The 17,954-nt window shown below is 73.7% G+C and carries 18 protein-coding genes; 10 read left to right on the forward strand and 8 right to left on the reverse strand.

The annotated features are described in order from the left end of the window. Positions 1-68 precede the first annotated feature (68 nt). The gene (locus JXZ78_RS07145; RefSeq protein WP_238782747.1) at positions 69-821 is read right to left on the reverse strand and encodes a pyrimidine reductase family protein; all 753 of its coding nucleotides are present in this window, start codon (positions 819-821) and stop codon (positions 69-71) included. Positions 822-1,255: 434 nt separating this feature from the next. On the opposite strand from JXZ78_RS07145, the gene zapE reads away from it, so the two are divergent. Continuing rightward, positions 1,256-2,341, forward strand: a complete 1,086-nt coding sequence (gene zapE / locus JXZ78_RS07150) for a cell division protein ZapE (protein WP_238782748.1) — start codon at positions 1,256-1,258, stop codon at positions 2,339-2,341. 204 nt (positions 2,342-2,545) lie between these two features. After that, complete coding sequence (locus tag JXZ78_RS07155; protein ID WP_030020707.1) at positions 2,546-3,931, forward strand: alkaline phosphatase PhoX; 1,386 nt, start codon at positions 2,546-2,548, stop codon at positions 3,929-3,931. Here the strand turns inward: JXZ78_RS07155 and JXZ78_RS07160 are convergent. From JXZ78_RS07160 to JXZ78_RS07175, 4 genes are all read right to left on the reverse strand, one after another. Further along, entirely contained in the window at positions 3,928-4,131 is a 204-nt protein-coding gene (locus JXZ78_RS07160) for a hypothetical protein (protein ID WP_033038082.1), read from the reverse strand. The two genes, JXZ78_RS07155 and JXZ78_RS07160, sit on opposite strands and share 4 nt — an antisense overlap. Before the next feature lie 130 nt (positions 4,132-4,261). Further along, entirely contained in the window at positions 4,262-4,930 is a 669-nt protein-coding gene (locus JXZ78_RS07165; protein ID WP_030020708.1) for a hypothetical protein, read from the reverse strand. Next, positions 4,927-5,919: an ABC transporter ATP-binding protein gene (locus tag JXZ78_RS07170; protein ID WP_050502581.1), complete on the reverse strand. Its 993-nt coding sequence runs from the start codon at positions 5,917-5,919 to the stop codon at positions 4,927-4,929. Before JXZ78_RS07170 ends, JXZ78_RS07165 begins: the two co-directional genes overlap by 4 nt. A gap of 89 nt (positions 5,920-6,008) precedes the next feature. Next, positions 6,009-6,686 carry an AIM24 family protein gene (locus JXZ78_RS07175; RefSeq protein WP_030020710.1) on the reverse strand — a complete coding sequence of 226 codons (678 nt, stop codon included), beginning with the start codon at positions 6,684-6,686 and terminating at the stop codon, positions 6,009-6,011. Positions 6,687-6,772: 86 nt separating this feature from the next. Between JXZ78_RS07175 and JXZ78_RS07180 the strand changes: the two genes are divergently transcribed. Next, the gene (locus tag JXZ78_RS07180; protein WP_030020711.1) at positions 6,773-7,519 is read left to right on the forward strand and encodes a peptidyl-tRNA hydrolase; all 747 of its coding nucleotides are present in this window, start codon (positions 6,773-6,775) and stop codon (positions 7,517-7,519) included. 35 nt (positions 7,520-7,554) lie between these two features. Here JXZ78_RS07180 and JXZ78_RS07185 read toward each other — a convergent pair whose 3' ends face one another. Further along, on the reverse strand, positions 7,555-7,920 hold the full coding sequence (locus JXZ78_RS07185) for a darcynin family protein (RefSeq protein ID WP_030020712.1): 366 nt from the start codon (positions 7,918-7,920) through the stop codon (positions 7,555-7,557). Between the two features lie 209 nt (positions 7,921-8,129). On the opposite strand from JXZ78_RS07185, the gene JXZ78_RS07190 reads away from it, so the two are divergent. Further along, complete coding sequence (locus tag JXZ78_RS07190) at positions 8,130-9,077, forward strand: LysR family transcriptional regulator (protein ID WP_030020713.1); 948 nt, start codon at positions 8,130-8,132, stop codon at positions 9,075-9,077. Positions 9,078-9,123: 46 nt separating this feature from the next. On the opposite strand, the gene JXZ78_RS07195 is transcribed toward JXZ78_RS07190, so the two are convergent. Further along, positions 9,124-10,254, reverse strand: coding sequence for a diaminopropionate ammonia-lyase (locus JXZ78_RS07195; protein ID WP_033038087.1), 1,131 nt, complete (start codon positions 10,252-10,254; stop codon positions 9,124-9,126). Positions 10,255-10,340: 86 nt separating this feature from the next. On the opposite strand from JXZ78_RS07195, the gene JXZ78_RS07200 reads away from it, so the two are divergent. After that, positions 10,341-11,291, forward strand: a complete 951-nt coding sequence (locus tag JXZ78_RS07200) for a LysR family transcriptional regulator (protein WP_050502562.1) — start codon at positions 10,341-10,343, stop codon at positions 11,289-11,291. Here the strand turns inward: JXZ78_RS07200 and JXZ78_RS07205 are convergent. After that, the gene (locus tag JXZ78_RS07205) at positions 11,280-11,987 is read right to left on the reverse strand and encodes a nuclease-related domain-containing protein (protein WP_050502563.1); all 708 of its coding nucleotides are present in this window, start codon (positions 11,985-11,987) and stop codon (positions 11,280-11,282) included. The genes JXZ78_RS07200 and JXZ78_RS07205 overlap by 12 nt on opposite strands. Before the next feature lie 128 nt (positions 11,988-12,115). Here JXZ78_RS07205 and JXZ78_RS07210 point away from each other — a divergent pair, with 128 nt between their 5' ends. The 5 genes from JXZ78_RS07210 to JXZ78_RS07230 all read left to right on the forward strand — a co-directional run bounded on the left by JXZ78_RS07210 (position 12,116) and on the right by JXZ78_RS07230 (position 17,805). Further along, entirely contained in the window at positions 12,116-12,793 is a 678-nt protein-coding gene (locus JXZ78_RS07210; RefSeq protein WP_030020717.1) for a LysE family translocator, read from the forward strand. 189 nt (positions 12,794-12,982) lie between these two features. Beyond that, positions 12,983-14,422, forward strand: a complete 1,440-nt coding sequence (locus JXZ78_RS07215; protein ID WP_238782723.1) for an MbnB/TglH/ChrH family RiPP precursor modification enzyme — start codon at positions 12,983-12,985, stop codon at positions 14,420-14,422. A gap of 5 nt (positions 14,423-14,427) precedes the next feature. Continuing rightward, a complete protein-coding gene (locus tag JXZ78_RS07220; protein WP_030020719.1) occupies positions 14,428-15,471 on the forward strand; it encodes a TIGR04222 domain-containing membrane protein in 1,044 nt (347 codons plus the stop codon). Positions 15,472-15,672: 201 nt separating this feature from the next. Continuing rightward, positions 15,673-16,473: a DUF4142 domain-containing protein gene (locus tag JXZ78_RS07225; protein WP_063726101.1), complete on the forward strand. Its 801-nt coding sequence runs from the start codon at positions 15,673-15,675 to the stop codon at positions 16,471-16,473. Between the two features lie 204 nt (positions 16,474-16,677). Next, positions 16,678-17,805 (forward strand): DUF1996 domain-containing protein, encoded by a 1,128-nt coding sequence (locus tag JXZ78_RS07230; RefSeq protein ID WP_238782749.1) that lies wholly within the window; start codon positions 16,678-16,680, stop codon positions 17,803-17,805. The last annotated feature ends 149 nt before the right edge of the window (positions 17,806-17,954 follow it).

The raw sequence follows: 17,954 nt of genomic DNA on the forward strand, positions 1-17,954 counted from the left end.
ACACGGGACCTGTTGGCCTTTAGTGTGCCCAGCGGAAGCTAAGCGGAACGAATAATTCCGCCTTTTGTTCAGGACCGACGGTAACGGGTGAACAGGAAGCCGGCCTCCTCCAGCACGGACGCGAGTACGAATGTTTCCGGAACGGTCGTCAGCGGCGCGTTCATGATGCGTGACGCGTCGCCGGCGACCACCAGCGGTGCCAGCGAGAGGCACAACTCGTCGAGTGCCCCGCTTCCGGCGAACTGACCCAGGAGCCGCGGCCCGCCCTCCGTCAGCAGCCTGGTCAGGCCCCGCCCGGCGAGCGCGCCGACCACCCGCGACGGGTCGACGGCGGCCCCCTCACCGGCGAAGACGATCTCGGCACCGGCCTTGCGGGCGGTCCGCACCCGGTCCTCGTCGGCCCCCGCGCCGGTCACCACGACCGTCGGCACCAGCGGCTCGGTGAACAGCGGCTGCGAGAAGTCCAGGTCCAGACTGGCGGTGACCACCGCGATCGCGGGGGCGGGCGCCTGCCCGGCGGCGGCCCGGCGCGCCGCGAACGCCTCGCGGGCGCGGGCCGGGCGGTACCCCTCCTTGCGTACGGTCTCGGCGCCGACGACCACCGCGTCCGCGAGGCCGCGCAGCACGCCGAAGATCCGCATGTCCGCGTCGCCGGAGAGCGGCTGCGAGCGGCCTTCGTGGTGGGCCGCGCCGTCCAGCGAGGAGACCATGTTCGCGCGGAGCCAGCCCGCTCCCTCGTCGAGACGGGGGTACGCGTAGGCGTCGGCCAGTTCGTCCAGGCTCCACCGGCGGTCGGTGAGATCGGCGGCACCGGGCGGCACGGAATCGGCGCCGCCGGCCGTACGGAATTCGGCCGGTCGCGCCGTACCGGAATCAGCGGAACCGCCCGTACCGGAATCGGCCGGGTCCGCCGTCCCGGAATCGGCCGGGGCTGCCGTACCGGAACCGCCCAGGGCTGCCGTACCGGAATCCGGGGCGCCGGAAACGGCTCCGGTGTCGGTCCCCGTCGCGGTGCCGGCAATGGCGCCCGGTTCCGCCGCGAGAGCGGACGCGACCGCGGCGGAATTCTCGTCGCGCGGGGTATCCGGAGTACCCGGGAAATCAGCGGACGGCACAGGCGGGGCGGGAAGGGGAAACAGGCGTCGCATAGGCGGCAGTGTGACATGCCTCGCTCATCCGGCGGAGTCCTCCCGCGCAGCGACTAGGCTGGACGGCTGTGTCGCCTTCCCAGCCCTCGTCATCCCAGTCCTCCCCCATAGCCGGGCCACCGGCCGAAGGGGCCGGATCGGCTCCCGCCGCGCTCACCGCGCGCGCACCGCACGTCCCGGCCGACCGCCTGGTGGCGGAGATGGTCCCGCCGCCGCGGTTCCAGAGCGCGCGTTTCGAGACGTACATCCCGGACCCGAACCAGCCCAGCCAGTCCGCGGCCGTAGAGGTCCTGAGCGGCTTCGCCGCGGGCATCGGCGGCGGCGCGGACCCGTCCGGCGGCAAGCGGCGCTGGTTCGGCCGGAGCGCCAAGAAGGCCGCGGCCCCCTCGGGCCCGCGCGGCGTCTACCTGGACGGCGGATACGGCGTCGGCAAGACGCACCTGCTGGCCTCCCTCTGGCACGCGACCCCCGCCGAGCCCGCGCTCAAGGCGTTCGGCACGTTCGTGGAGCTGACGAACCTGGTCGGCGCACTCGGATTCCAGCAGACGGTGCAGACGCTCAGCGGTCACCGCCTGCTGTGCATCGACGAGTTCGAACTGGACGACCCCGGTGACACGGTGCTCGTCTCCAGTCTGCTGAGCCGGCTGGTCGAGGCGGGCGTCGCGCTCGCCGCCACCTCCAACACGCTCCCCGGCAAACTGGGCGAAGGCCGCTTCGCCGCGGCCGACTTCCTGCGCGAGATCCAGGGCCTGAGCGCCCACTTCCGGCCGCTGCGCATCGACGGCGAGGACTACCGCCACCGCGGGCTCCCCGAGGCCCCGCCCCCGTTCGACGGCGCGACCGTCACCCGCGTCGCCCACCGCACCCCCGGCGCCTCGCTCGACGACTTCCCGTCCCTGCTGGAGCACCTCTCGAAGGTGCACCCCAGCCGGTACGGAGCGATGTGCGACGGCATCACCGCCGTCTGCCTGACCGATGTGCAGGCGGTGCCGGACCAGTCCACCGCGCTGCGCCTGGTCGTCCTCGCGGACCGGCTGTACGACCGGGAGGTGCCGGTGGTGGCGGCGGGCAAGCCGTTCGACGCGCTGTTCAGCGAGGACATGCTCAAGGGCGGCTACCGGAAGAAGTACTTCCGCGCCATCTCCCGGCTCACGGCGCTGGCCCGCGACGCCAAGCCGTTGGTGGAGGGGTAGCGAGGAGCAGCACGCGGCCGGCGGACGCGGCGGGCAGGACGGAGCCGTAGCAGCCGGCGGACGCGGCGGGCAGGACGGAGCCGTAGCCGCGGCTCCCGGCCGGTGCGGCGGGTCCCGGGCCCGCGCGCGGCCGGTTCCCGGCGGCCGACGTGCGTGGTACACACATGCGGGTCACATCACCTGTCCGCCAGCAGGGAGTTGCCCATGTCCGCGACACGTCGTCAGGTCCTGGCAAGAACCGGCGCGCTGGGCGTATCGATCGCCTTCGCCGGCAGCATCCCCGAGATCTTCGCCGGAACCGCCACCGCGCAGAGCGCGGGCCGGCACGGCTACGGCCCCCTGATACCCGACCCGGCGGGCCTGCTCGACCTGCCGAAAGGGTTCCGGTACCGGGTGCTGTCCCGTGAGGGCGACCCGCTGCCCTCCGGGGAGGGCCGGATACCGAGCAACCACGACGGCATGGCGGCCTTCCCCGGCCGCGACGGCCGCGTGCACCTCGTACGCAACCACGAGAACCGCGGCAAGTCCCGCGTCCCCGTGCCCACCGTGGACGGGCTGACCTACGACCCGGCGGGCGAAGGCGGCTGTACGGCGCTGGAGGTGGACCGGCACCACCGCGTCCGGTCCGAGCGCGTCGCCGTCGCCGGCACCTCCACCAACTGCGCGGGCGGGCCCACCCCGTGGCACACCTGGCTGACCTGCGAGGAGACCGAGGCGCGGGCAGGTGAGGGCGGGTACACCAAGGACCACGGCTTCATCTTCGAGGTCGACCCGTACGATCCGCGCCGCACCGGCGCCGTACCGCTGACCGCCATGGGCCGCTTCCAGCACGAGGCCATAGCCGTCGATCCGGAGACCGGCACGGTCTACGAGACCGAGGACGCCTTCGACAAGCCGTTCGGCCTCTTCTACCGGTTCCGGCCCGCCAGACCGCTGGGCGGCCGGGGCTCCCTACGGGCCGGCGGGCGGCTCCAGGCCCTGCGCGTACCGGACGTCAAGGATCTCTCCGCCGTCCGGGAGACCGGCACCAGCTTCCGCCACGTGGAGTGGGTGGACGTCCCGGACCCGCTCGCACGCCGGACCCCCGTCCGCTTCCAGGACTTCGGGCCGCGCGGCATCACCCACGCGCAGAAGCTGGAGGGCTGCTACTGGGGCGGCTCCAGCGTCTACTTCGTCTCCAGCTTCGCGCGGGGCAAGGACGGTTCGGCCGCCGACCACCAGGGCCAGGTGTGGCGGTACGACCCGGGCGCGCGCCGCCTCACGCTGGTGGTCGTCTTCGGCCCGGACGCCGATGTGCATCTGCCCGGCGAGTCCCCCGACAACATCTGCCTGGCGCCCGGTGGCGGGCTGATGGTGTGCGAGGACGGCGACGGGGCGCAGCACGTCTTCGGTCTGACCCGGCGCGGCGCGGTGTACCCGGTGGCACGCGGCCGGCAGAACATCGGCACGCCGGAGAAGCCGGAGTGGGGCGAGTTCGCGGGGGTCACCTTCTCCCCCGGCCACCGCACGATGTACGTCAACTGCTACACACCGGGCACGACGTTCGCGGTCACCGGGCCCTGGGAAGGCCAAGAGGGCCAGGAGGACTAACCGGAGCAGGCCGAGCGCTGGGCTTCCAGCCACTCGCAGTGCGGACACAGCAGCGCGCCGGGCCGGTCGGCGGGGTACTCGGTGGGCTCGCCGCAGTGCACGCAGTCGGCGAGGGGCGGGCCGCTGTCCGCCCCTTCGTCCGTACGGTTCGTCTGCTGTGCTTCCGTACGGCTCGTCTGCTGTCCTTCGGTGCCTGGCATACGTCCGATGCTACGCGCGGGCGTGCAGGCAGGCGTACGGATGGGCGTGCGAGCGGGCGTGGGAGCAGGCGTACGGACAGTGCGCGAGCGGGCGTGCAGGCGGGCGTGCGTGCCGTGGCCGGGGCGCTCGTCAGATGCGGCGGGAGCTGAGGCGGCAGGCCAGGGCCGTGGCGGCACCCGCGATCAGCAGGCCGGCGAGCAGCGGCAGCCAGGGCAGGTTGACCGTCCCGTGGGCAGAGCCGGTGACCAGTCCGGAGACGGCGGCGTTCGCGGGCGAGGCGCCCCCGACCAGCAGCAGGAGCGCGGCGAGCAGCCCGGACAGGATCGACCAGCCGGTGCTGCGCAGCACCGGCCAGTTGCAGAGTGCCCCCACGGCGGTGCCGAGCAGCACGCAGACCAGCCCGGTGAGCAGCCCGGCGCAGGCGGCGGCGAGAAGGGGGACGGCGGTCCGGTGGTCGGAGGCGTGCGGGTCGGCGACGAGCGAGACGTACGCCGTACCGACGAGCGCGAGGCCCGTCGCCGACAGGCTCCCCGTCAGGACGGCGGCGAGGTGCGCCTTGCCGGGTCCGGCTGCCGCCGCCGTGCAGGAGCGGGCGGCCGGCGGCTCGCTCGTGACGCAGATCCGGCACAGCCAGGCGGCGAGGGGCAGCAGCCCGAACGCGGCGACACCGTACGAGTCGAGGATCGGCCCGCCGCCCTGCACGCCCACGGCGAGGAGGGCGGCGTACAGCAGGACCGGCGGCAGCCAGCGGTGCGACCGCAGGAGCAGGGCGGACTGGTAGCGGAGAAGCGGGATCACGGGTACCGGTTTTCGTCGTCGGAGGTCGGACTGACCGCTGCGGTACCGGCCGGCGGGCCCGGTGTCGCCGCCGACGGTCCCGCCGGTGCCTGCGAGACCGCGCGGATGTGCCAGGGCGGGTGCGCCGCGAGCAGGGCGCGCAGCAGCGCGTCGGAGTGGGCGGCGGCAACGGTCAGCCGGGCCGTCGTACCGTCCGGGCTCCGCGTGACGTACGGCCTGCCCGGCAGCTCCGCGAGGTCGCGCGCGGCGAGGTGCCGGGCCGCGCCGGGAGCCTCCGCCTCGATGATCGCCCGGGGGCCGGACGGCAGCGCCCCGTCGTCCGCCGCCAGGTGCCCGTCCGTCCCCGCGCCCTTGGAACCCGCATCCGCCACCGCCCCGGCCGGGAGCCGGTCCAGGCCGTCGCCCGTGACGCGGTACCGCGCGTCGGCCGCGCCCGCCAGGCGCCGCGGGTCGTGGTCGACGAAGACGACCGTGCCGCCCGCCGCCACGCGTTCGGCCACCGCCCGGTCGAGGACGTCACGGGCCGCCGGGTCCAGGCCCGTCCAGGCTTCGTCGAGGACGAGCAGTTCCGGGTCGGCGAGCAGGGCCTGGGACAGCGCGACCTTCTGACTGGTGCCCTTGGACAGCTCGGCGAGCGGTGTACGGGCGTGGCCGCCGGCGCCGAAACGTTCGAGCCAGTCCGTGGCGCGGCGGGCCGCGTCGGGGCCGCGCAGCCCGTGGATCCGCCCGAGGTGGGTGAGGTAGCCGACGGCCGTGAACGGGAGGGCGGCGGGGAAGCGTTCGGGTACGTACGCGCTGCGCGGGCGGCCGGTGACGCGGCCCTTGCTGGGCGCGTCGATCCCGGCCAGGATCCGGAGCAGCGTCGACTTGCCGCTGCCGTTGCGGCCCTCGACCCGCACCAGCGACCGCCGCGGCAGGTCGAGGTCGATGTTCCGCAGCACCCACGGGCCACGCGCCCCGTAACGCCGCCCGACCCCGTCCAGTCTCATCGGTCCCCCGGCCGTCATGCTCGCCCCCGCCCCCGCTCTCCGCGCTGTCCGCGCTGCCCCGCGGCCCGCCCCGCCGGTCGGCCTCCCCGTCAGTTCCCAGCCGTCTTCTCGGGACGCAGCTCGCTGGGCCGTACGATCACGAAGCCCTCGCCGTCCAGCCGGAGCTGCACGGCCTCGCCGGAACCGCCGCGCAGCATCGAGCCGAGGCTCTGCGAACGGTGCAGCGAGGTCTTCAGCGACGCGGTCCAGCCGACCACCGCGTCGGTGTCCACGAACACCGGGGCCTGCGGCGAGACGGGGATGACGATGGGGTTGCCCTCGCACACCACGGCGAGCTTGCCCTGGCCGGTGAAGACGGAGTTGAACAGGCCGCCGCCGGTCATGCCGGCCCCCTTGACCGTGGAGATCTCGTAGGACAGGGACGGATCGAAGCAGAGCACGTTGCGGCCGTTGACCGTGAGGCCGTCGCCGGGGGCGAGGTCGACGATGAAGCAGTTGGCGGCCTCGTGCGCGAACCAGACCTCGCCGCGGCCGCGCACGGCCATCAGGGCCAGGCCTTCGCCGGTCACGGCCCGCTTGAGGAACTTGCCGACGCCCTGCCCCTGTTTCTCGAACTGCAGGTCGCCGCGGTAGGCGACCATCGAGCCCTGGCGCGCGAAACACTCGCCGTCCACGGCGTACTTGACCGATTTGGCGTTCTGCAGGGACATGCCGGGCGCGGCGGCCGGCGTGACCACGTTCTCGGAGGCGAAGAGGTCGCTGTGCATAAGGAGGATAATCACCCGGAACGATCCGTTCCGCCAAGGCGACGGCCCGGGCGGTGCGCTTCCGGGCGGCTGGCACACTGGTCCGTGTGACCAGCACCGATCCCGCCGGCCCCGGCGATCCGACCGACGCTCCGGCCGACGCGCCCCGCCCCGCGGAGACCGGCCGCGACGCCGCCCCGCAGTACGTCCTCCCCCTCGTCGTCCGGATCGAGCGGGACGACCCGCCCGCCCGTACGGACGCGCTGGAGACCTCGGCACGGGCCGTGCTGACCCTCCTCTCCGACGAGCGGGCCACGGGCGACGGCGAGTGGGCGGCAGCCGTGCACGCCTGGGAGGACGCCCGGATCCGCAAGGTCGTACGCCGGGCCCGCGGCGCGGAATGGCGCCGCGCCGAGGCGCTGCCGGGGATCACGGTGCACGGCGGGAGCGCGGAGGTCCGGGTCTTCCCGCCGGTCCCGCTGGACGGCTGGCCCAAGGACCTGGCCCGCCTCCAGGTCTCCGGCACCCACCTCGACGACCCGCGGGAGCCCGCCGTCCCCGATGCCGACGCCCCGGTCCTGTGGCTCAATCCGGACCTGGACATGTCGGCGGGCAAGTCGATGGCCCAGACGGGACACGGCGCGCAACTGGCCTGGTGGGCCCTGCCCGAGGCCGCCCGCGCCGCCTGGCGCGCAGCCGGCTTCCCCTTGTCGGTTCGCCCGTGCCCGCCCCACCGGTGGACCGAACTGACGTCCGGCGGCCTGCCCGTGGTGCGGGACGCGGGGTTCACCGAGGTCGTGCCCGGTTCGTGCACGGTCGTCGCCGACCATCCGGGGCTGCGGGGGCGGGGCTAGGCACAGGGCTTGACGCAGGCTGCGCGCCCGGAGCCTCAGGTGCTGACGGTCGTGACGGGGTCGACGTCGTAGGTGCGGGCGTAGCCGTTCTCGGTGCCGACGAGGAGGTCGACGATCTCGAAGTAGCGGTCCCAGAACGGGGTTTCCCGCAGCGCGTCGATCAGGAGCTGGTACGCGGCGTGGTCGTCGGCCTCCCAGACCCAGACGTCGGTGACACGGGTGGAGTAGAACTCCGTGTCGTAGAAGCGCGACCGGACGCCGGTGGTCTTGGCCTTGACCACCGGCATGACCTTGGTGTTCAGGGCGTCCACCCGCTCGTGCGGGGTCATGGCGAGCCACTCGGGCGTGGTCTTGATGAGCATGAAGGCGGTGACCACCGGGGCGGTTTCCTGTGCGGACATGACGGGTCCTCCGAAGCGGCAGAAGTGGCGGAAGTAGCAGGTGAGGACGGTCGCGCACGCCACGGTGACGGCCGTGCGGGCCGCCTGACGGCGGGCCCCGACGACCCCGTGGGGCGACCGGATCGGTACGTCTCCATCCTGCGAGCGACCCGGCGTTGCCACAATGGGAATGTCAGCAAGGGATCATTGCCTGAAATGGAATTACGCTGGTGAACAGCCCGGACCCGGTCATCGACGCCAACCTCGCCGTCGCGTTGGACGCCCTGCTCGCCGAACAGAGCGTCACCCGCGCCGCCGCGCGCCTGCACACCTCACCCGCCGCCATGAGCCGCACCCTGGCCCGTCTGCGCCGCGTCCTCCAGGACCCCCTTCTGGTGCGGGCCGGACAGACCATGGTTCCCACGCCCCGCGCCCAGGCCCTGCGCGACGAAGCCGCCGCGGTGGTACGCCGTCTCGGCACCCTGCTCACCCCCGGCGCCGGAATCGACCCCGCCGCCCTGCGCACCACCTTCACCCTCCAGACCGCCGACCTGGTCGGCGCGGCCCTGGCCCCCGGGCTGCTGCGGCTGGCCCGGCAGGAGGCGCCGGAGGTCTCGTTGCGGTTCCGGGCCGAGGAGCTGGAGGCCGGGCCGGCCCTGCGCGACGGCCGGATCGACCTGGAGATCGGGGCCATCGACCACATCGCCCCCGAGACCCTGGTCGAAGAGCTGGTCACCCTCCGGATGACGGCGGCCGTCCGGCCCGGCCACCCGCTCACCGAGGGGGAGCTGACCCCGGCCCGGCTCGCCGCCGCCGAACACGTCTCGGTCAGTCGCCGCGGCCGGTTCACCGGCCCCCTGGACGCCGCCCTGGCCGAGCGGAACCTGCACCGCCGGGTGGCCGCCGTCCTGCCCAGTCATGTGGCCGCGATGACCCTCGCCGCGCGCAGCGACATCGTCTGCCTCGTGCCCACCGCGGCGCCCGGCGCCGCGCCTTCGCCCTTCAGCGACGCCGCCACCGCCCTCGGGCTGCACCTCCTCGACATCCCCCTGCCGCTGCCGCTGGTGACCATCGGCATGGCCTGGCATCCCCGCCACGCCGCCGACGGCGCCCACCACTGGCTCCGCGACGCCGTCCGCCGGGCCGTGCGCGAGCCCGGGAGCGTCCTGGCGGACTGAGGCCGTGCGCGAGCCCGAACACGTCCTGGCGGACTAAGTGATCCGGTCACTCACGCGGGGCCGTCCCGGCGGAAGGTGCGGAGCGCTCCGTGCTCAGCAGCACGACAACCGAGTCCGGGGTGAGACCGAGCGCTTCCCGGCCGGCGAGATCAGCGAGAACGCCGCGTACGGCCGGCACGCAGGCCGCTCCGCAGGGCCCCGCGGAGATGCCGGCTTCCATGAGCCGGCGGGAGGCGGCGAGAGCCTGCGTGTCGGTCACCGTGACGCTGGCGTCCAGCCCGTCCCGCAGGTACGGCCAGGCCAGCGAGGACGGCGTACCGCAGTTGAGCCCGGCCATGACGGTGGAGCCGGTGGCGACGCTGACCGGCCGCCGCGCCCTGAGGCTGGCCTGCACGCACGCCGCCGAGTCCGGTTCGACGCCCAGGACCGACACCCGCCGGCCGCGGCTCTTGTAGTGGGTGACGACCGCCTGGGTCAGGGAGCCGACTCCCACAGGCGTGACGACCAGTGACGCGGTGTCGGATGCGAGCTGTTCGTCGACCTCCGCGAACATCGTCGAGTACCCGTCGACGATGAACTGCGGGATCGTCTCGTAGCCGTCCCAGGCGGTGTCCTGGACGAGCACGGCACCCGGCCGGGCATCGGCGTCCGCCGCGGCACGGGCGACGGCGGTGTCGTAGTCCTCCGCCACGACGACGACTTCGGCGCCTTCCCGGCGGATCGCTTCGATCGCCTCGGACGCTACGACGTCGGGTACGACCACCCGCGCGGTGACCCCCAGGAGCCGGGCGACGTGCGCCAGAGCGCACCCGTGATTGCCGTCCGTCGCCGTCACCAGCTGCAACGAGGGGATGCGGTGCGCAGCGGCACGCAGTGAGCCGAGATCCGGAGCCACGTCGGTGCCGAGCCGTGCCTGCACCACGCGGTAGACGGCGTAGAAGACTCCGAGCGCCTTGAAGGCGGGCAGGCCGAGACGGGCGGACTCGTCCTTGACCGCGACCCGGCGCACCCCCCACTCGACGGCCAGCGACGGAACGTCACGCAGCGGCGTGGGCCGATAGCCGGGGAGAGAGCGATGGAAGGCGGCGGCCTGCGAAGGCGGCGGCTGGCAGCTCCAGGAAGCGGCCGCGGGCTGAGCGCACCACCGCGGGGAGGCGTGATCGGCAAGGGAGGTCATACCTCGACGCTCACACGGCCCACCCTTCACGTAAAGCGACGATTACCGAGCTAACATCTTCGGATTCTCCGAACGGTTGGAGTCCCGTGTACGACCTGCACCGCCTGCGACTGCTGCTGGAGCTGAAGCATCGCGGCACCCTCAGTGCCGTGGCCAAGGCACTGAACTACAGCGCTTCGACGATCTCCCAGCAGCTCTCCCAGCTGGAGGCCGAAGTCGGTGTCGAGCTGCTCGAACCGGTCGGCCGCCGGGTGCGGCTCACCTCGCAGGCGGACATCCTGGTGGCCCATGCGGAGATCATGCTGAGACAGATGGAGGCCGCCGAGACGGCCGTCGCCCAGTCACTCGCCGAGATCACGGGAACCGTACGGATCGCCACCTTCCAGACCGCCCTGACGCTCGTGTCCAGGGCTCTGGTCCGGATCGGAGAGGCTCACCCGCGGCTACGGGTCGAAGTCCTCCAGGAGGAGCCGCAACGGGCCCTGCCGAGACTGCTCGCCCACGATCTGGACCTCGTCATCGTCGAGGAGTTTCCCCACCACCCGCTTCCCCGCCAGTCCGACATCCACTATCGAGAACTCCTGCGGGACCGGCTGCGCATAGCGCTCCCGGCCGGCGCCCTGTCGGCCTCCGACGTGTGGCAGTGCCTCGCCGGACGCACCTGGGCGGTCGAGCCACTGGGAACCGCCTCTCGCGACTGGATGCGGATGATCTGCCGGGAAGCCGGCCACGAGCCCGACATCCGCTTCACGACCACGGACCTGCTCATGCAACGGCGGTTGGTGGCGGACGGCCACGCCGTCGCCATCCTCCCGGACCTCCTGGGCCCGGCGGACGATCCCGGTCTGACCCTGGTGGATGTTCCCGGCGGTCCCTGTTACCGCAGCGTCCACACCGCGACCCGTCAGGACCGGGCCGCCCATCCGGCGATCACCGCGGTGCGGAGCGCTCTCGCCGACGCGTGCGCTCGACAGGCGGCTCCATCGGCCTCGGGCGGCTGCGGGCCGTTCGGTTCCGGGACGCTCTCAGGCCCGTAGCCAGGTGCGACGGTTGCGGGCGACCGTGTAGACGCGTTCGACGCGGTCGGGGGTGAGCACCCCGCCGAGCCGTCCGAGCTGGGGTACGTCACGTTCGTCGCGTATCACCCGTACGTCCCGCGGGGCCGGATCCAGCTCCACGTCCACCGCGCCGGCGAAGGCCAGCACCGGCCGTGCCTCGACGCGGAACCGGCAGCCGCGGGTCAGCACGTACGCGGCGCGCCGGGCGTGCTGCCTGCACTCGCGGACGTACGGCTGCGGTTCGCGCCCGCGGCCGGTGCCCACGGTGTCCTCCCCCACCCGCACCCGGGCTCCGCGTACGTAATGGGTGCCGACGCACAGCACACCGCCGGGCCCGATGAGCAGGTGCCCGATGACCGCCGCGGGCGGCAGCGGGATGGAGTGGATCACGTACCAGCCGCCCGCCGCCAGCTGGTCCAGGGCCGTGCCGACGGCCTGTTCGCCGAGGAGCTGCCGGTGCCAGGCCTCCTGGGGCGGGCGCCGGCCGAGCAGGCGGGCGCACCACAGGGCCGCCCGGGCGCGCGGCTGTTCGGCGAGCCGGACCCGCAGGGCCTCGCCCGGCCGGTTCGGGGCGAGGTCGTCGTCCGGCGGCAGGAACAGCCGGTCCGGGTCGCTCGCGTACCGCGTCTCCTGCTTTGCCTCGTACGCTCCGGGCTCAGGACGGAAGTCACTCATACCCATCACCCCCCGATGGCCATGGGAGCAGGCGTTTGGCCCCCGGGCAAGAGGTACGCAGCGGTGTGCAGGCGTACGAAGGGATGCCGGGGAAACGTTGGCCGGAGGACGACGTACGGTTACGTCCTGTGTTCTCCTCTCTCCTTGGTTTCACCGCGGTGGCCGTCCTGCTGACCGTCTCGCCGGGCCCCGACTTCGCCGTCGTGCTGCGGACGTCCCTCGGCTCGGGGCGGCGGTCGGCACTGTGCTCCGCGCTCGGCATAGCCACGGGCTGCTTCGTGTGGGGGCTGGCCGGAGCGGCCGGGCTCACCGCCATGCTGTCGGCGTCGCAGGCGGCGTACGACGTACTGCGCGTCGCCGGGGCGCTGTACCTGATGTGGCTGGGCTTCCAGGCGCTGCGCAGCGCCCGCCGCTCCTCGAAGGCGGCGGGCGGCACCGGGGCGGACGCTCCCGTTCCGGAGGCGGGCGCCGCCGTCCCCGCGCCCGGCGAGGCCGGCCGGCAGTCGCCGCTCCAGGCGTTCCGTACCGGCCTGCTCACCAATGTGCTGAACCCGAAGGTCGGGGTCGTGTACATGTCGCTGCTGCCGCAGTTCATCCCGCACGACGCGCCGGTCGTGACCACGACACTGCTGCTGGTCGCCGTGCACGCCGTACTGGGCTTCGGCTGGCTCGGCGGGATCGCTCTGGCCGTGCACCGGGCGCGCGCCTTCTTCCAGCGCCCCCGCGTCCGCCGGCGCATGGACCAGGCCACCGGCGGCGTCCTGCTCGCGCTGGGCGCCGCGGTCGGCGTCGAGACCGCGCGCTGAACCACCGGACTCCGAAGCCGCCGGGACCGCCGGGGCCCCTCCGGGGCCGCTTCGGACGCCGTTGCCGGACACGGCGCGTCGCAAGCTCAAATCATGCTCTGAACCCGCGCCCTCCAGGGTTGGCCCGGCACCGGCGGGGCGATGAGTACCGGACACCACGGGGGTGCACGAGTGGGAGGGGGAACCACCATGACTCGGCTCGGTACGGGCATCGGCTGGCGGCCCGAGATCGCCGACGGGATCGCGGAACTGCCCGGCGTGGACTGGGTGGAAGTCGTCGCCGAGAACATCTGTCCAGGTCATCTCCCGCCCGCCTTGCAGGCGCTGCGCGACCGCGGCACGACCGTGGTGCCTCACGGGGTCTCCCTCGGGCTCGGCGGCGCCGAGCGCCCGGACGCGGGCCGGCTGGCCGCGCTCGCCGAACGCGCCGAGGCGCTGGGTGCGCCGCTGGTCACCGAGCACATCGCGTTCGTACGGGCCGGGGGCCCGCTGACCGCCTCCCCCGCGATGGAGGCGGGGCACCTGCTGCCCGTTCCCCGCACCCGTGACGCGCTGGACGTGCTCTGCGAGAACGTCCGGATCGCGCAGGACGCGCTGCCCGTGCCGCTCGCCGTGGAGAACATCGCGGCGCTGGTCAACTGGCCCGGCGAGGAGATGACCGAGGGACAGTTCCTCGCCGAACTGGTCGAGCGCACCGGCGTACGGTTGCTCATCGACGTCGCCAACCTCCACACCAATCATGTGAACCGGAACGAGGACCCGGCCACGGCACTGGACGAGCTGCCGGTCGAGGCCATCGCGTACGTACATGTGGCGGGCGGCGTCGAGCGGGACGGGGTCTGGCACGACACCCACGCCCACCCGGTGACCCGGCCCGTCCTGGACGTACTGGCCGAACTCTGCGCCCGTGTCTCCCCGCCCGGCGTCCTGCTGGAACGGGACGAGGACTTCCCGGCGACCGGCGAACTCGCCTCCGAACTCGACGCGATCCGCACGGTCCTGAAGGAGGCCCCGGCCCCGGCCGCCCTGCCGGCACCGGCACCGTTCCGGGCGCCCGGCACCGTAGCGCCGCGCGGCACGGCTGCGGCCGTCGCCACGGTTGGGGCCACCGCCACAGCCGTCGCCACGGTTGGGGCCACCGCCACAGCCGGGCCCAGTGCCACGTCCGGGCCCACCGCCACGGCCGGGACCACCAGCACGGCCACGGACACCGCCGCCCCAGCCCGCCAGCGCCTGGCCGTCGCGCAGACCGCGCTGCTCTCCGCGCTGGTCGCCGGGACCCCGGCGCCGGAGGGCTTCGACCGGCGGCGGCTGCTCGTCCAGAGCCGGGCCCTGGCCGCCAAGCGGGCCTCCGTCGTCGCCAAGATCGCTCCGGAGCTGCGGGACATCCTCGGCGAGGACTTCCGGCCCGGCTTCCTCGGTTACGCACGGCACCGGCCCATGCGCCACGGCCACCGCCAGGACGCCATGGACTTCGCCGTCCATCTGCTGGCCGAAGGCCGGCCCGCGGACCCGGACGCCCGCCGCCGCCTGACGCAGTGGTGGCGGGACCGCGCCGGTCCCAAGCCGCCGGGCGGCCCCGCGCACCGCCTCGCCCTCGCCGTACGCCGCGCTCTCCACCGGAGGTGAAGGACATGCCCGCTCTTCTCGTGACCTTGGCGGTGGTCGCCTCCGCGCTGCTGCTCGTCGTCCGTACCGTCCGCGTCGTCCGGGCGGTTCCCCGGCCCAAGTACCGCAGGGCGTCCCAGTACGAACTCTGGGAGATCGCCTTTCTCGCCGGCGGCCCGGCCCGGGTGGCGGACGCCGCGATAGCCGGGATGCACCAGGACGGCCGGCTCGCCGTGGGCGGGCCCGGTGTGGTGTCCCTACGGCAGTCGGTGGCGTACGACCCGGTCGAGACGGCCGTGCTGGACTCGCTGGCGCGGACCCCGGACGGCGCGCTGGACACCCTGCGCCGCCATGTCATGCGGGCCCCGGCCGTCCAGGCCATCGGCGACCGGCTGGCGAAACGGGGCCTGATGCGGCACCCGCGCGCCGGCCGCCCCTGGCGTCTCCTCGCCGCCTGGCAGACGGCGATCTGTGTGGTGGGTCTTCTGCTCGTCCTGCTCTTGACCCTCACGGGAGCCGTCGGCGGGGAAGGGGTGCCCTTCGTCGTCCAGATTCTGCCCGCGGCAGTCCTCGGCGCCGTGACCGGCGTGGTGTGCCGGAAGGTGCTGGGGCGGCGGGTCACACCGGCCGGGGCCGCGGCGGTGCGGACGTACCGTACGGTGCACAAGAAGGACCTCGTGAGCGAGGCGACCCAGTCTGCCGCACTGGTCGTGGCGCTCGGCAGCACCGCGCTGCTGGTGGACGACGTACTGCGCGACCAGCTCGACGAGGCGCAGCGCGCGGCGGTGGGCGCCTCTGCCGGGGCGTACTCCGGCTCCTCCGGCAGCTCGTCGACCACTTCATCGAACGCGGCCTGCGGTTGGAACGTGCCCGACGACGACTCGCACACCTCTTGGTGCGGTTCGTCGTGCGGTGGCGGGTCGGGGCCGGGGTCGGGCTGCGGCAGTTCGTCCTGTGGCGGAGGGTCGTCGTGCAGCAGCAGCTCCGGGTCGAGCTGCAGCAGCAGTTCGTCCTCGTCCTGCAGCAGTTCCTCCTCTTCCTGCGGTGGCGGTGGCGGCTGCGGCAGCTGAGCCGCGCGGCGTCGGCGGTGCCTGGGCCCGGCACCGCCGACGCCCCCGCCGCCTCGCTCCCCCGGAGCCTCTGATGCGCCTGACACCCCTGGGCAACCGGTCAACGTATCAGCGGGCAGGGCAGGTTGACGGGGCTTCCCCGAACGGGGGACGGGATCAGCGCAGAGCGCACTAGCGTGCGGTGCCGCACCAGGAGGCACCATGCGATCCGTAACCGGCACCGGCCTCGTCGTCACCGCGCTCGCCGCGACCCTCGCCGCGCTGCTCTTTCCGATCTGGTCGTTCGCCGAGAGGCCGGGCGCGGGCGGGGACGTCAACACCCAGACCGTCGCCACCTCGTTCGGCCCGCTGTCCGCGCTCGACCGGGACTTCGTCAATCGCGTACGGCTGGCGGGCCTGTGGGAGCTGCCCGCCGGGCAGCAGGCCCAGCAGCGCGGGACCGTGCCGGCCGTACGGGAGGCGGGTGACCATCTCGTCGACGGCCACGCCTCGCTCGACCGGCACGTCCGCGAGGTGGCCGCGCAGCTCGGTCTCGGACTGCCCGACCGGCCCAACGCCCAGCAGCAGCAGTGGCTGAAGGAGCTGAGCGCCGCGCGCGGGGCCGCGTACGACCGCAAGTTCGCGAACATTCTGCGGCTGGCGCACGGCAAGGTCTTCACCGTCGTCGCACAGGTCCGCGCGACCACCCGCAACGCGCTCGTCCGCGCTCTGGCCGACGACGCCAACCGCACGGTCCTGGACCACATCTCCATGCTGGAGCGCACCGGATTCGTCGACTTCGACGCGATCGCCGAGGACGCGGCCACCTCCTCGCCGGCGCCGAGCCCCTCGGCCCCGCCGCCGTCCCTCGACGCGGCACCCGCCCCGTCGCCGACGCCCGTCACACCGTCAGCGACGTATTCGCTGCCTCCGCCCGCGACGCCACCCGCCACCGCCACCGGCGGCGCCACCAAGGCCCCGGCTCCCGCCGGGTCCTCCGGCGGCCGGCGTCAACACCCCTGAGAGAACGGGAAGAAGTGATCTCCCATGCCCGACCACCGGCACTCCGGAACTCCCGAGCCCCCGCGGCCGCCCCGCCCTTCGCCGCCACCGCGGCCGTCGCCGCCCGCCCCCCGGCCCTCGCGGCACCGGCGCCGGCTCGGCACCAGGCACCTGGTGCTGATCGCCCTGCTCGCCGTGCTCGGCTCGGCCGGCACCTTCGTCTCCGTGACCGGAAATGCCTCGGCTCACAACACCACTCCCCCGTCCGGGTCTCCACCCGTCGACACGTCGTCCACCCCAACGTCACCCAGCGTGACACAGCCCACTGACAACGCCTCCGCGACCGCCCCCGGCACCGGTTCCGCCGGCCCGTCGAGCACCCCCGCCGACGCCCCCGACGGGCCCGCGGGCCCCACCGCATCCGGCGCTCCGACAGCTCCCGGCGGCACCTCCGGCACCGGCCAAAGCGTCCCGGCGGCCGGTGACTTCGCCGACATCCGCTCCGTACGCCCCGGCCCGCAGCCCCCGCGCGCCGGACGCGGCGCCTCCACCGGCACCTTCACCAGCAACTGCGGCCGCAACGAGAACCGGCACCAGAACCCCGACAACTTCATCGTCACTCCCGGTGTCGCCAACGGCGCCCACCACCTCCACGACTACGTGGGCAACCGCTCCACGGACGCCTTCTCCACCGACGACTCGCTGCGCGCCGCCGGGACCACCTGCGCCCGCGGCGACACATCGACGTACTTCTGGCCCGTACTGCGCCGCCTGAGCGGGCAGGACGGCCCGAGCAGCGGCAACGGACAGGACCCGGCGGACGGGAACGTGGGCCAGGTGCTGACCCCGCGCTCGGTCTCGCTGACCTTCCGGGGCAGCCCGGCGGGCAAGGTCGCCGCCATGCCCGAGGGCCTGCGCGCCATCACGGGCGACGCCAAGGCGTTCACCAACGGCACCGCCAACGCGCGGGCCCAGTGGACCTGCACCGGCTTCGAGAACCGGCGCCTGGCCGACAAGTACCCGCTGTGCCCCGGCGGCAGCCAGGCCGTACGGCTGCTGGACTTCCCGAGCTGCTGGGACGGGACGAACAAGGACAGCGCCAACCACCGCACGCATCTCGTCTTCCCCGACCGGGCCTCGGGCCGCTGCCCCAGCGGGACGAAGGCCGTGCCGCAGCTCCAGATGCGGCTGACCTACGCCGTGCAGCCCCGGCCGCGTGCCTTCGCCCTCGACAGCTTCCCCGAACAACTGCGCAAGCCGGTGACCGACCACGCGGACTTCGCCAACTTCATGCCGCGCGACCTGATGGCGCGCGCGGTGCAGTGCATCAACTCCGGCCGCCGCTGCCAGTGAGGAACACGGGACCGGGTCCACGCATGGCTGTACGAGCCGAACAGCCGTGACACCCGCACCGCGCTCCACTCGTTGGGGGCATAGCTCCCGACACCGGAGCGCGGTGCTTTACAAGCCCAACCCTCGCCTCAACCATCCCTTTTGTATGC

It is taken from the genome of Streptomyces monomycini, from assembly GCF_022271435.1.
Classification (GTDB): Bacteria; Actinomycetota; Actinomycetes; order Streptomycetales; family Streptomycetaceae; genus Streptomyces; species Streptomyces monomycini.

Bases quoted from the DNA above. Each gene is read 5' to 3' on its own strand.
- JXZ78_RS07205 (WP_050502563.1), bottom strand. From the start codon at position 11,987: ATGAGTGACTTCCGTCCTGAGCCCGGAGCGTACGAGGCAAAGCAGGAG.
- JXZ78_RS07160 (WP_033038082.1), bottom strand. From the start codon at position 4,131: ATGCCAGGCACCGAAGGACAGCAGACGAGCCGTACGGAAGCACAGCAG.
- JXZ78_RS07175 (WP_030020710.1), bottom strand. From the start codon at position 6,686: ATGCACAGCGACCTCTTCGCCTCCGAGAACGTGGTCACGCCGGCCGCC.
- JXZ78_RS07225 (WP_063726101.1), top strand. From the start codon at position 15,673: ATGCGATCCGTAACCGGCACCGGCCTCGTCGTCACCGCGCTCGCCGCG.
- JXZ78_RS07220 (WP_030020719.1), top strand. From the start codon at position 14,428: ATGCCCGCTCTTCTCGTGACCTTGGCGGTGGTCGCCTCCGCGCTGCTG.
- JXZ78_RS07215 (WP_238782723.1), top strand. From the start codon at position 12,983: ATGACTCGGCTCGGTACGGGCATCGGCTGGCGGCCCGAGATCGCCGAC.
- JXZ78_RS07170 (WP_050502581.1), bottom strand. From the start codon at position 5,919: ATGAGACTGGACGGGGTCGGGCGGCGTTACGGGGCGCGTGGCCCGTGG.
- JXZ78_RS07155 (WP_030020707.1), top strand. From the start codon at position 2,546: ATGTCCGCGACACGTCGTCAGGTCCTGGCAAGAACCGGCGCGCTGGGC.
- JXZ78_RS07185 (WP_030020712.1), bottom strand. From the start codon at position 7,920: ATGTCCGCACAGGAAACCGCCCCGGTGGTCACCGCCTTCATGCTCATC.
- JXZ78_RS07195 (WP_033038087.1), bottom strand. From the start codon at position 10,254: ATGACCTCCCTTGCCGATCACGCCTCCCCGCGGTGGTGCGCTCAGCCC.